Raw genomic sequence first — 13,016 nt, 5'->3', positions numbered from 1 at the left:
CCCGCGTTAGACCGCGGACCGGCTCACTTCTGCGACCGCAGAATCCGTGCGGCATCGAGCGCGAAATACGTGAGAACGCCGTCCGCGCCGGCCCGTTTGAACGCGAGCAGCGATTCCATCATGACCTTGTCGTGATCGAGCCAGCCGTTTTGCGCGGCGGCTTTCAACATCGCGTATTCGCCGCTCACCTGGTAGACGTAGGTCGGGAACTGGAACTCGTCCTTTACGCGCCGCACGATGTCCAGATATGGCATGCCCGGTTTGACCATCACCATGTCCGCGCCTTCGTTGATGTCGGCCTGGACTTCCCGCAGCGCTTCGTTCGAATTCGCCGGGTCCATCTGGTAGGTCATCTTGTTGCTCTTGCCGAGATTCGTCGCGGAACCGACGGCATCGCGGAACGGACCATAGAACGCCGAAGCGTATTTGGCCGCATACGCCATGATGCGCGTGTGGATGTGGTTCTCGCTCTCGAGCATCTCGCGGATCGCGCCGATGCGGCCGTCCATCATGTCCGACGGCGCGACGATGTCGACGCCTGCCTCGGCCTGCGCCTGAGCCTGTTCGACGAGGATTTCGACGGTTTCGTCATTGATCACGTAACCGGCTTCGTCGAGCACGCCATCCTGGCCGTGACTCGTGTACGGATCGAGCGCGACATCGGTGAGCACGCCGAGATCGGGGAAGTGCTTTTTCAACTCACGGACCGCGCGCGGAATCAGACCGGCCGGATTGGCCGCTTCCCGGCCATCGGGCGTTTTCAGCGAAGGCTCGATCGCGGGAAACAGCGACAGTACCGGCACGCCCAGCTCGACACATTGTTCGGCGACACCCATCAGCAGATCAACCGACACGCGCTCGACGCCCGGCATCGACGGTACGGCCTGCCGCACGTTGGTGCCTTCGACGATGAACACGGGGTAGATGAGATCGTTGGTGGTGAGGATGTTTTCCCGCATCATGCGACGCGAGAAATCGTCACGGCGCATGCGGCGCGGACGATAGTGCGGATAGAAGCTCATATCGACTCGAAGATCATGGATGTGTGGAGGGGGCAAATAGCGCCTGCTCCGCTCCCGGAAACTTTTCGAGACAATGGTATATCATACCGATCGAGCAAGGCGCTTGGCGCTGACCTCCCCGCTTCTCCTCCCTGAGCGGGTGCCTGTCGTTTTTTCGATTAGGCTGTTTGACCCGCCGTTCAAGCGGCGGGTTTTTTTATGTGCGGACGGAAAGTGAAGTCCGATACACGTTCACCGGCAGCGCACGATCTTCCGGCGCCGGTCGATATGTTCACTTTGCGAGCGATTCAGGCTTGGTCCGTTGCATCCGCCGCTTTGGGGATCAGCCAGCTCTCGATCAGTTCGTGGGCCTCGTCGAGCCCGGTGCGCTTGAGCGCCGAGAACAACTGCGCAGTCAGTTCGCCGCGATAGCCCGCTGCGCGGTATTCGGCCAGTCCCTTCTGCGTGGCGCGCAGTGCGTTCACGCTTTCCTGGCGCGTCAATTTGTCGCATTTGGTGAGCAGCGTGTGGATCGGCTTGCCGGTCGGCGCGAACCACTCGATCATGCGCCGGTCGAGTTCAGTCAGCGGGCGACGTGAATCCATCATCAGAATCATGCCGCGCAGTTGCGAGCGCGATTGCAGATACGTGGACAGCAGCGCTTCCCAGTGAGCCTTTGCCGCCGCAGGCACTTCCGCATAGCCGTAACCCGGCAGATCGACAAGATACGCGGTCGGCTCGTCCGCCTTGCCTACCGAAAAATAGTTGATGTGCTGCGTGCGGCCAGGCGTCTTGCTGGCGAACGCGAGGCGCTTCTGATTGCAGAGCAAGTTGATCGCGGTCGACTTGCCCGCGTTCGAACGCCCCGCGAATGCGATCTCGGGTTGCGCGGTGGCCGGCAAGTCGCGCAGGTGATTGACGGTGATGGAAAAGCGGGATTCGTGGAGCAGGAAGGGCATGATTGAGGCCAGATAGGAGACGCCGGACAGCCCGGAAAGGGAACGGGGTCAAGCCCGACTGGCGTCTTAGCGATTAGCGAGTTATTGTACAATACGATGGTTTACTGAAAACCTGAGGGGCCGGCCCCACGTGCCTTGGCGGCTCCTGGCGGTCACTCGGTCGCCGTCGTCGTATTTTGCAAAACCTCTAAAATCCCACAAAGACGAGACAGGGTGTGCGAATGAATCGACTGTGCAAGACTCTGATGGTGCTTCATGTAGCGGCAGGTCTTTCAGGTTTGGCAATTCAGGCACGAGCAGCAGAACCGGCAAAGCCGGACATCAATCGGGGGCAGGCAATCGCGGTGCAGGTATGCGCGTCATGTCACGGGGCAGACGGCAACAGTGCCGGCGGCGCGTATCCGAAGCTGGCTGGCCAGCATCCGGAATATCTCGTCAAGCAGCTCAGAGATTTCAAGACTCAGCCAGGTGCCAAACAACCCGCGCGCAACAATGCGATCATGGCGGGCATGGCCGCCGCGCTTTCCGATCAGGACATGATCAACGTTGCGGCCTATTTCTCGACGCAGACGCCAAAGCCAGGCTACGCGCACAACAAGAACACCGTTGCGCTCGGTCAGCAGATCTATCGCGGCGGGATTGCGGATCGGGGCGTGCCGGCCTGTGCTAGCTGCCACGGGCCGACGGGGCAGGGCATCCCGTCGCAGTTTCCGCGGCTGTCGGGCCAGTGGGCCGAGTACACGGTCGCTCAGTTGACCGCGTTCACACAAGGTCCTGGTGCTCGTAACAACAACGACGCGATGCATGCGATAGCATCACGTCTGTCGGACAACGAGATCAAGGCGGTTGCCGATTACATCGCAGGTCTGCATTAAGCGGTTTGGACTGAGCGGGCCGCGTCAGGCGATCCGCGCACGAAATGCAACCGGCCCGGCGAGGTCGGTTAAAACAAGAAAAGGGTGAGGGCGTCGCGCCTGCGACGGCCCTTCACCCTTTTTTGCTGTTCAGTCGGAGTTTGAATGAGCGTCACCACGTCGGGTCTGCAGTCGAAGTCGAGCAATCGCGTCACGCGCAGCACCATCGAGCTTCTGAGCTCGATGCGTTTCGCTATCGCGCTGCTCGTGATTCTGTCGATCGCCAGCGTCATCGGTACCGTCCTGACCCAGGACGATCCCTATCCCAACTACGTCAATCAGTTCGGCCCGTTCTGGGCGGACATCTTCCGCGCGCTGAGTCTGTACACGGTGTACAGCTCGTGGTGGTTCATGCTGATCCTCGGCTTTCTGATGGTGTCGGTGTCGCTGTGCGTGATCCGCAATGCGCCGAAGATGCTGGCCGATGTGAAGAGCTGGAAGGACAAGGTCCGCGAAGGCAGCCTGCGCGCGTTCCATCACAAAGGTGAATTCGCGGTGCACGCCACGCGCCCGCAGACGGCCGCGCTGCTCGCGAAACTGTCGGCGAAGCTCGGCTACAAATTCGTTACGCGCGAGTCGGAAGGCGCGACGCTGATCGCCGCGAAGCGCGGCGCGCTGACCAAGTTCGGCTACATCTCCGCGCACCTCGCGATCGTCGTGATCTGCTTGGGCGGCCTGCTCGACAGCAACTTGCCGATCAAGCTGCAGATGTGGCTGTTCGACAAATCGCCGATCAACTCGAACACGGTGATCAGCGAGATTTCGCCCGACCATCGTCTGTCGCAATCGAACCCGACGTTCCGCGGTTACGCGTGGGTGCCCGAAGGCCAGCACGTATCGACCGCGATCCTGAACCAGCCGAACGGCTCGATGATCCAGGATCTGCCGTTTTCGATCGAGCTGAAGAAGTTCATCGTCGATTACTACACGACCGGCATGCCGAAGCTGTTCGCGAGCGACATCGTCGTGATCGATCACAAGACGGGCGCGCGCGTGCCGGCGCGCGTCGAGGTCAACAAGCCGTTCGAATACGACGGCGTGTCGATCTTCCAGTCGAGCTTCCAGGACGGCGGCTCGCAGATGCAGATGAGCGCGTACCCGATGTCCGGTCCGAGCGCGAAGCCCGCGCCGTTCGGCGGCACGATCGGCGGCAACGCGCCGTTGAGTTCAGCCACGCCGCTTGCCGACGGCCAAACCGTCGAATTTACCGATTTCCGCGCGATCAACGTCGAAAACATCTCGAACGGCAAAGGCCAGAACGATACCCGCGGTGTCGCCGCGCAGCACTCGTTGAAGGAAGCGTTCGACGAGCGTCTCGGCTCCGGCGCGAAAACTTCGAACCCGCTCGATCTGCACAATGTCGGTCCGTCGGTGCAATACAAGATTCGCGGCAAGGACGGCCAGGCGCGCGAATACAACAACTACATGCTGCCGGTCGACGTCAACGGCGAAAAGATGTTCCTCGCCGGCATGCGCGTGAACCCCGACGACCCGTTCCGTTACCTGCGCATTCCCGCCGACAGCGGTGGCACAGTCAAAGAATGGATGAACCTGCGCGCGACGCTCGAAGATCCGGCGATGCGCGCAACGGCGGCGCATCAGTTCGCGCTGCGCTCGGTGCCCGGCTCGAATCCCGAGTTGCAGCAGCATCTCGAGGAAAGCGCGTCGCGAGTCCTGACCCTCTTTGCGGGCGCCGACAACGGCATGAAGATGCCGAACGGCGAAACGCCCGGGGGCTTCCAGGCGATCGCCGGTTTTATCGATCATTCGGTGCCCAAGGGCGAGCAGGAAAAGGCCGCGGCCCTGCTGCTGCGCATGCTGGAAGGCGTGACGTGGGATCTGTGGCAACTGTCGCGCCAGCAGCTTGGCGAGCCTGCCGCGCCGGCCAATCCGGACGCGAGCCGCTTCATCCAGAGTTCGCTGAACGCGATTTCCGACAGCTTTCTGTATGGATCGCCGGTTTATTTGCAGCTTGACTCCTTCAAGCAGGTGCAAGCTTCGGTATTTCAGTTGACGCGCGCGCCGGGCAAAAAAGTCGTGTATCTTGGCAGCTTGCTGCTGGTTTTAGGCATCTTTTCGATGTTCTACGTCCGCGAGCGCCGCCTGTGGTTCTGGCTCAAGGATACCGACCACGGCACGAACGTCGTGATGGCGATGTCGAGCGCGCGCAAGACGCTCGACTTCGAAAAAGAGTTCCTCCAGACACGCGAAGCCGTCGGCACCGCGCTTGGTGCGAAACTCATCGATGCCGCCGATGCCACGCCCGTTCGGGCAGGCGCGTCGTCCGCAAGCTCACAGGATTCGACCCGGTAAGATCATGGACTTGACTCAGGTTTCCTCATCCCCTTCGCCTTCTTCGCCTGCCCGGCGTACCGACAAGGCATTCGCGGGCGGCATGCCCGAACTTCTGCCCTACGACGAACGGCCGTTTCTGAAACGGCTCGGCATCGTCGACTGGGTGTTCGCCCTGCTGCTCGTGGGGGGCGCCGGGTTCGCGCTGGCGCGCTACTACCCGTTCATGAACTACTACGACAAGCTGGTACTGGTGTGCGCGGTACCGGTTTTCGTCACGCTCGGCTGGCGCTGGAAGCCTGTGCGCCCGCTGATGGTGGGCATCGCCGCACTGTCGCTGCTGGCGATCCAGATCTACCACGGCGATCTGAGCCGTGCCGACAACGCGTTCTTCCTCAAATACTTCCTGTCCAGTCAGTCCGCGATCCTGTGGATGAGCGCGCTGTTCGTATTCGCGACCGGGTTCTACTGGATCGCGCTGCTGTCGCGTTCGCCGACTGGCGCCGCGATCGGTTCGAAGATGACGTGGGCCGCGGTGCTGATGGGCTTCGTCGGCCTGATGGTGCGCTGGTACGAGTCGTACCTGATCGGCGCCGATGTCGGCCATATTCCGATCTCGAATCTGTATGAAGTGTTCGTGCTGTTCAGCCTGATCACCGCGCTGTTCTATCTGTACTACGAGCAGCACTACAACACGCGCGCGCTCGGCGCGTTCGTGCTGCTGGTGATCGCCGCGGCCGTCGGCTTCCTGATGTGGTACTCGGTCGCGCGCGATGCGCAGCAGATCCAGCCGCTGGTGCCGGCGCTGCAAAGCTGGTGGATGAAGATCCACGTGCCAGCGAACTTCATCGGCTATGGCAGCTTTGCGTTGTCCGCGATGGTTGGCGTTGCGTATCTGGCGAAGGAGCGCGGCGTGCTGGCGGACCGCCTGCCCGCGCTCGAAGTGCTCGACGATGTGATGTACAAATCGATCGCGGTGGGTTTCGCGTTCTTCACGATCGCGACGATTCTCGGCGCGCTGTGGGCCGCCGAAGCGTGGGGCGGCTACTGGAGCTGGGACCCGAAGGAAACCTGGGCGCTGATCGTGTGGCTGAATTACGCGGCCTGGCTGCATATGCGTCTGATGAAGGGGCTGCGCGGCGCAGTGGCCGCATGGTGGGCACTGACCGGCCTGCTGGTTACCACCTTCGCGTTCCTTGGCGTGAACATGTTCCTGTCGGGCTTGCATAGTTACGGCAAGCTGTAAGATTCGTCGCGCTGAACCGACCAATAACCGCCGATGCTCCGCACCGGCGGTTTTTTTATGGCAGCCGGAATATTCGTCGCATCCAGGGTGTTCGTTACCTGTGTACCCGCGGATGACTGACGCCCCGGAACGAGCGATCATCAATATTGGCCTGCGCGGCGCCCAGACGCGCGCGCCGGCAAGGAGCAGCACGATGTGGATCAAGCGAAGCGACAGAATTCAACTGATCGGCGATGACATTGCGCGCAGCGAAATCACGCCGCAGCACGTTTTCGAGAACCGCCGGCGCATCCTGCAGGCGGCCGGCGCGATGGCGCTCGGCAGCCTGATCGGTGTGAGCGGCGAGGCACTGGCGGCTTATACGTCGCCGGACCCGAAGGCGCAGAAGCTGGCGGCGAAAACGAACGCGAAGTTCGTCGCGCTGGACAAGATCACGCCGTACAAGGACATCACGACCTACAACAACTTCTACGAGTTCGGCACCGACAAAGCCGACCCCGCGCAGAACGCCGGCACGCTGCGGCCGCGCCCGTGGAAGGTGAGTGTCGAAGGCGAGATCAAGAACCCGAAGGTGTATGACATCGACGAACTGCTGAAGCTCGCGCCGCTCGAAGAGCGCGTGTACCGGCTGCGCTGCGTCGAAGGATGGTCGATGGTGATCCCGTGGATCGGCGTGTCGCTGTCCGAGCTGATCAAGCGCGCTGAGCCGACCGGCAACGCGAAGTACGTGCAGTTCATCACGCTCGCCGATCCGTCGCAGATGCCCGGGCTATCGACGCCGGTGCTCGACTGGCCCTATTCCGAAGGCCTGCGGATGGACGAAGCGATGCATCCGCTGACGCTGCTGACGATGGGCCTCTACGGCCAGGTGCTGCCGAACCAGAATGGCGCGCCGGTGCGCGTCGTGGTGCCGTGGAAGTACGGCTTCAAGAGTGCGAAGTCGCTGGTGAAAATCCGCTTCGTCGAAAAGCAGCCGCCGACCAGCTGGAACACCTATGCGGCGAACGAATACGGCTTCTACTCGAACGTGAATCCGAACGTCGATCATCCGCGCTGGAGCCAGGCAACCGAGCGGCGCATCGGCGAAGACGGTTTCTTCACGCCGAAGCGCAAGACGCTGATGTTCAATGGCTATGGTGACCAGGTTGCGTCGCTGTACCAGGGCATGGACCTGAAGAAGAACTTCTGAGGCACGACGATGGCTTCCGATATGCAATCGGCCACCCCGCGCGTGAATCCCGCGCGCGCTTCATCGGCGAGCGCGCGGCGGCCCGCCGGCGGCGCGCGTTGGGTCGTGCCGGTCAAAGTGGCGGTATTCATCGCGGCGCTGTATCCGCTCGCGCGCATCGTGCTGTTCGGCATCACCGACCGGCTCGGCGCGAATCCGATCGAGTTCATCACGCGCTCGACGGGCCTATGGACGCTCGTGTTCCTGTGCATCACGCTGGCCGTGACGCCGCTGCGCCGCCTCACCGGTATCGCGGCGTTCGTGCGGTTTCGGCGCATGCTCGGCCTCTATACGTTCTTCTATGCGGCGCTGCATTTCACCACTTATCTGTGGTTCGACAAGTGGTTCGATCTAGCGGAGATTCTGAAGGACATCGGCAAGCGGCCCTTCATCACCGTCGGCTTCGCGGCGTTCGTGCTGCTGATCGCACTTGCCGTCACGTCGCCGCGCGCGATGGTGCGCAAGCTTGGCCGCCGCTGGCAGACGCTGCATCGCGCGATCTATCCGATTGGTGCTCTCGCGATCCTGCATTTCTGGTGGATGAAGGCAGGCAAGCACGACCTGCTGCTGCCAAAGATCTACGGCGCGATCATGATCGCGTTGCTCGGATGGCGCCTGATCGTATGGTTGCGCGAACGGAGTGCGAACGCGCGTCGACGATGATGGTGAGTTGCGCCCGCTTGTTGGTGCTCCAATAGCAAAAAGGCGATGCCGCGGTGGCATCGCCTTTTTCATATCGTCAGGTCACACGCTGGTGTGCGGCGTCGGGGGTGACGTTTACGTCGGCAGAATCGTTTCACCCGCAAATAGCTGCTGTACCTCTTCACGCGCGCGGACCACATACGCCTGTGTACCATCCACCATCACCTCCGCCGCGCGCGGCCGGGTGTTGTAGTTCGAGCTCATCACGAAGCCATAGGCGCCGGCCGAGCGGATCGCGAGCAGATCGTCCGCCTCGACCGCAAGCAGCCGTTCGCGGCCGAGCCAGTCGCCGCTTTCGCAGACCGGGCCAACCACGTCGTACACATGCGCCGGCACGTCGCGCTTCACGACCGGTTCGATCGCGTGATACGCGTCGTACATCGCGGGGCGTGCGAGATCGGTCATCGCCGCATCGACGATCGCAAAGTTCTTTTCCTCGCCGGGCTTCAGGAATTCGACACGCGTGAGCAGCACGCCCGCATTGCCGACCAGCGAACGGCCCGGCTCGAAATACACTTCGCGATGACCGTGACCGCGTGCTTCGATGCGATCGAGTACGGTACGCACGAACGCGCCGATTTCCGGCGGCGTTTCGTCATCGTAGGTAATGCCGAGACCGCCGCCGACATCGACATGGCGAATCGTCATGCCGTCCTGCTCGATCTGTTCGACCAGCTCCAGCACTTTGTCGATCGCATCGAGATAGGGCGCGACGTCGGTGATCTGCGAGCCGATATGGCAGTCGATGCCGACCACTTCGAGATTCGTCATCGCCGCAGCTGCCTGATACGTCGCGCGCGCATCTTCGAAGGCGACGCCGAACTTGTTCGACTTCAGACCGGTGGAAATGTACGGGTGCGTCTTTGCGTCGACATCGGGGTTCACACGCAGCGATACCGGCGCCTTCTTGCCCATTTCGCCGGCGACCGCATTGAGGCGATCGAGTTCGGGAATCGACTCCACGTTGAAGCACTTGACGCCGGCCGCGAGCGCTTCACGCATTTCGTTCACATGCTTGCCGACACCTGAAAACACGGTGTTTTCCGCTTTGCCGCCCGCCGCGAGCACGCGCGCGAGTTCGCCGCCCGACACGATGTCGAAGCCCGCGCCCAATCGCGCGAACACGTTCAGCACCGCGAGATTGCTGTTGGCTTTCACGGCGACGTGCACGCTTGCGCGACGGCCGGCGCAGGCACCCGCGTACGCGTTCCAGGCGGCAGTGAGCGCGGCGCGCGAATAGACGTAGAGCGGCGTGCCGAACTGTTCGGCGAGAGAAACGGCGGACACGTCTTCGGCGTGCAATACGCCGTCGACGTAGTCAAATGCGGATCGAGTCATGCGAAAGTCTTATTGAACGGAAGGAGCGGCGGAGGCGGGCAGCGGTGCCGACGGGCCGGATGCATTCGAAGCGGGCGGCGTGGCGAGTTGCTCTTCGGGCGCGAGTGACAGCGGCGTACCTGACGTGTCCGGAATCGAGCCTGTATCGGTGGAATTGCCCGCGGCCGGTTGAGTTTGATCCGGTGTTGGCGTTTGCGTGCGATGAGCCGGCGGGGCAGGCAGCGGCGGTACAGTCGGCAGATAAAGCGCGCCGCGTTGACCGCAACCGGCGAGCGCGCAACCTGCGAAAATGGCTAAAACCGCTACAATCGCGCGGCCGGGTGCCGCCGCGCGCATCCGAGTTACGACTCGCATGACTGTCCCTGAATAAATAATCGATGGAGTTTAGCATGTCCGATAGTGATTACCTGACCCGTGCGGAAGCCGTGCTGACCGCCATCGAGAGCGCAGTCGACGACACCGCTGCCGACATCGAACTCGAGCGCAGCGGCAATGTTCTGACGCTCGAATTCGAGAACCGCACGAAGATCATCGTCAACCTTCAGCCGCCGATGAGCGAGATCTGGATTGCGGCGAAAGCAGGCGGTTTCCACTTCCGTTTCATCGACGGCGAATGGCGCGACACGCGCAGCGGCACGGAGTTTTTCGCGGCGCTATCGCAATACGCGAGCGAGCAGGCTGGCGAGCCGGTGCGGATTACCGCGCAGTAAGCGACGCGTGAGCGCGGCCAGCGCGCAGCGCAGATCGCAGTCTCAAAACAGAACCGCCGCGTGCCCAACTCGGGAACGCGGCGGTTTTGCATTTCTGGCGCGATTGGCGCGACACTCACGCGTACGCTTCCGTGCACAGCTACGCGGCTTCAGTGGCCCCGGAACAGATTCATGATGTCTTGCCGTTCCTGCTCGCCGACCTGTTCCGGCGCCGCGGCCGAAGCGGCGCTCGCAGCCTCGGCGTCGAGCGTGGCCTGACTCACGCCGACCGTCGCGACAAAACCGTGCCCCGGCGTGAAGTCCTCGAAATACAGTTCCGAGCCCAGTTCGACTATGCCGTCGGGCATCGGCATCTTGTACTCGGGCACGCCCTTCAACGCGTACCCCATGTACTCGATCCATACCGGCAATGCGAGACCGCCGCCGGTTTCCTTGTCGCCGAGGCTGCGCGGATTGTCGTAGCCGATCCACGCGATCGCGGTGAGCGTGTGCTGATAGCCGGCGAACCAGGCATCGCGCGAGTCGTTGGTCGTGCCGGTTTTGCCGCCGAGATCGGTGCGCTTGAGCGAGTTGGACTTCGCGCCGGTGCCGCGTTGCGCGACGCTTTGCAACAGGCTGTTCATGATGTACGCGTTGCGCGGTTCGATCGCATGCGGTGCACTTTGTCCGGCGACGAGCGGCTGCACGTGCGCGACGACGGCGCCGCGCGGATCGGTGACTTCGGCGATCAGATACGGATTGATCCGGTAGCCGCCGTTCGCGAAGACCGAGAACGCGCCCGCCATCTGCAACGGTGTGACGAGACCGGCACCGAGCGCCATCGGCAGATAGGCGGGGTGGCGGTCCGCGTCGAAGCCGAAGCGCGTGATGTACTGCTGCGCGTATTTCGTGCCGATCTGGTTCAGGATGCGGATCGACACGAGGTTCTTCGACTTCTGCAGCGCGGTGCGCATCGTCATCGGACCATCGAAGCCGCCACCGTAGTTTTTTGGCTCCCATGGCTGACCGCCGGTTTCGGCGGCGCTGAAAAAGAGCGGCGCGTCGTTGATGATCGTCGCGGGTCCGAGGCCTTTTTCGAGCGACGCCGAATAGATGAACGGCTTGAAGCTCGAGCCCGGCTGGCGCCACGCCTGGGTCACGTGATTGAACTTGTTCTTGTTGAAATCGAAGCCGCCGACCAGTGCGCGAATCGCGCCGTCCTGCGGGACCACCGAAATAAACGCGCCTTCCACCTGCGGCAATTGCGTGATCGACCAGTCGCCGTCGTCGTTTTTCACGAGGCGCACGATCGCACCGGGACGGATGCGCTGATTCGGCTGCGCGCGTCCGCTCAGCGCCGACTGCGCGTAGCGCAAGCCATTGCCCTGAATCGTCGCGACATTGCCGTCGATGAACGTCGCCTGTACCTGCTTCGGGTTCGCCGCTGTGACGACGGCCGCGATGATTTCGCCGTTGTCCGGATGTTCGAGCAGCGCGTCGTCGATCGCCTGCTCGCGATCCTGCGCATCGGATGGCAGATCGATGAACGCCTCCGGCCCGCGATAGCCATGCCGCCGCTCGTAGTCCATCAGTCCCTTGCGCAGCGCGCGATAGGCAACGTCCTGATCCGCCGAATCGATCGTGGTCACGACGTTCAAACCGAGCGTATAAGCCTCTTCGCGATACTGCGCGTACATCATCTGCCGCACCATTTCGGCGACGTATTCCGCGTGCACGCTGTACTCCTTGCCCATGCCCTTGACGACGAGCGGCTGGCGGCGTGCATCGTCGTACTGCTCTTCGGTGATGTAGTGCAGTTCGAGCATGCGCTGCAGGATGTACTCCTGCCGCACCTTCGCGCGCTTCGGATTGACGACCGGGTTATACGCGGACGGCGCCTTCGGCAGACCGGCGAGCATCGCCGATTCCGCAAGCGTCAGGTCCTTCAGGTCCTTGCCGAAATACACGCGTGCCGCGCTCGCGAAACCGTACGCGCGCTGACCGAGGTAGATCTGATTCATGTACACCTCGAGAATCTGATCCTTCGTCAGCTTCGACTCGATCTTGTACGCGAGCAGCATCTCGTAGATCTTGCGCGTATAGGTCTTTTCGCTGGACAGAAAGAAGTTGCGCGCGACCTGCATCGTGATCGTGCTCGCGCCCTGCGTGGCGTGGCCGTTGGTCAGCGCGACGAAGCCGGCGCGCGCGATGCCGGTGAGATCGACGCCGCCGTGATCGTAAAAGCGTGCGTCTTCAATCGCGAGGATCGCTTTCTTCAGACTGTCGGGCACGTCCTGAATACGCACGATGTCGCGCCGTTCCTCGCCGAATTCACCGATCAGTACATGGTCGGCCGTGTAGATGCGCAGCGGCACCTTGGGCCGATAGTCGGTCAGCGCATCGAGCGAAGGCAGGTTCGGTGTCGCAACCACGAGCGCGTAGCCGACGAGCAGCGCCACGCTTACGATGCCCGCCACGATCAGCCCGACGAAGCCGAGCACGAGCTTTTGCCACAACAGGCGTTTGCGCTTTTTCGGCGCGGGCGGCGGGGACGTAGGAGACGTGGATTGCATAGGAATACCGGAAAAGCAGTCCCGCGATTATAGCCGCGCCGTCCGTCAGCTTTCGACCTGCTTACGGCGGATGC

General features: G+C 62.3%; 11 protein-coding genes. 6 read left to right on the top strand and 5 right to left on the bottom strand.

Annotation, left to right across the window (positions count from 1 at the left end; translation table 11 throughout):
- Nucleotides 1-23: 23 nt before the first annotated feature.
- Together hemB and yihA are read right to left on the bottom strand one after the other, a co-directional pair.
- Nucleotides 24-1,022 carry a porphobilinogen synthase gene (hemB, locus tag L0U82_RS16695; RefSeq protein ID WP_233832398.1) on the bottom strand — a complete coding sequence of 333 codons (999 nt, stop codon included), beginning with the start codon at nucleotides 1,020-1,022 and terminating at the stop codon, nucleotides 24-26.
- 287 nt (nucleotides 1,023-1,309) lie between these two features.
- A complete protein-coding gene (gene yihA / locus L0U82_RS16690) occupies nucleotides 1,310-1,960 on the bottom strand; it encodes a ribosome biogenesis GTP-binding protein YihA/YsxC (RefSeq protein WP_233832396.1) in 651 nt (216 codons plus the stop codon).
- A 221-nt stretch (nucleotides 1,961-2,181) separates the two neighbouring features.
- Here yihA and L0U82_RS16685 point away from each other — a divergent pair, with 221 nt between their 5' ends.
- From L0U82_RS16685 to msrQ, 5 genes are all read left to right on the top strand, one after another.
- On the top strand, nucleotides 2,182-2,835 hold the full coding sequence (locus L0U82_RS16685; protein ID WP_233832394.1) for a c-type cytochrome: 654 nt from the start codon (nucleotides 2,182-2,184) through the stop codon (nucleotides 2,833-2,835).
- 144 nt (nucleotides 2,836-2,979) lie between these two features.
- The gene (locus L0U82_RS16680) at nucleotides 2,980-5,187 is read left to right on the top strand and encodes a cytochrome c biogenesis protein ResB (RefSeq protein ID WP_233832393.1); all 2,208 of its coding nucleotides are present in this window, start codon (nucleotides 2,980-2,982) and stop codon (nucleotides 5,185-5,187) included.
- Nucleotides 5,188-5,191: 4 nt separating this feature from the next.
- A complete protein-coding gene (ccsB, locus tag L0U82_RS16675; RefSeq protein ID WP_233832392.1) occupies nucleotides 5,192-6,412 on the top strand; it encodes a c-type cytochrome biogenesis protein CcsB in 1,221 nt (406 codons plus the stop codon).
- A gap of 193 nt (nucleotides 6,413-6,605) precedes the next feature.
- Nucleotides 6,606-7,601 (top strand): protein-methionine-sulfoxide reductase catalytic subunit MsrP, encoded by a 996-nt coding sequence (msrP, locus tag L0U82_RS16670; protein ID WP_233832390.1) that lies wholly within the window; start codon nucleotides 6,606-6,608, stop codon nucleotides 7,599-7,601.
- 9 nt (nucleotides 7,602-7,610) lie between these two features.
- On the top strand, nucleotides 7,611-8,303 hold the full coding sequence (gene msrQ / locus L0U82_RS16665) for a protein-methionine-sulfoxide reductase heme-binding subunit MsrQ (RefSeq protein WP_233832389.1): 693 nt from the start codon (nucleotides 7,611-7,613) through the stop codon (nucleotides 8,301-8,303).
- Nucleotides 8,304-8,417: 114 nt separating this feature from the next.
- Here the strand turns inward: msrQ and lysA are convergent, their stop codons facing one another.
- Both lysA and lptM read right to left on the bottom strand, forming a co-directional pair.
- Nucleotides 8,418-9,680, bottom strand: a complete 1,263-nt coding sequence (lysA, locus tag L0U82_RS16660; RefSeq protein WP_233832388.1) for a diaminopimelate decarboxylase — start codon at nucleotides 9,678-9,680, stop codon at nucleotides 8,418-8,420.
- A gap of 9 nt (nucleotides 9,681-9,689) precedes the next feature.
- Nucleotides 9,690-10,034, bottom strand: a complete 345-nt coding sequence (lptM, locus tag L0U82_RS16655; RefSeq protein ID WP_233832386.1) for an LPS translocon maturation chaperone LptM — start codon at nucleotides 10,032-10,034, stop codon at nucleotides 9,690-9,692.
- 35 nt (nucleotides 10,035-10,069) lie between these two features.
- Between lptM and cyaY the strand changes: the two genes are divergently transcribed.
- A complete protein-coding gene (gene cyaY, locus L0U82_RS16650; protein ID WP_233832385.1) occupies nucleotides 10,070-10,390 on the top strand; it encodes an iron donor protein CyaY in 321 nt (106 codons plus the stop codon).
- A gap of 149 nt (nucleotides 10,391-10,539) precedes the next feature.
- Here the strand turns inward: cyaY and L0U82_RS16645 are convergent, their stop codons facing one another.
- Complete coding sequence (locus L0U82_RS16645) at nucleotides 10,540-12,942, bottom strand: penicillin-binding protein 1A (protein WP_233832383.1); 2,403 nt, start codon at nucleotides 12,940-12,942, stop codon at nucleotides 10,540-10,542.
- Nucleotides 12,943-13,016: the final 74 nt, after the last annotated feature.

The organism is Paraburkholderia sp. ZP32-5 (genome assembly GCF_021390495.1).
Taxonomy (GTDB): domain Bacteria; phylum Pseudomonadota; class Gammaproteobacteria; order Burkholderiales; family Burkholderiaceae; genus Paraburkholderia.
Note: the sequence above shows the minus strand (reverse complement) of the source record. Positions and strands in the feature narration are given on the sequence as shown.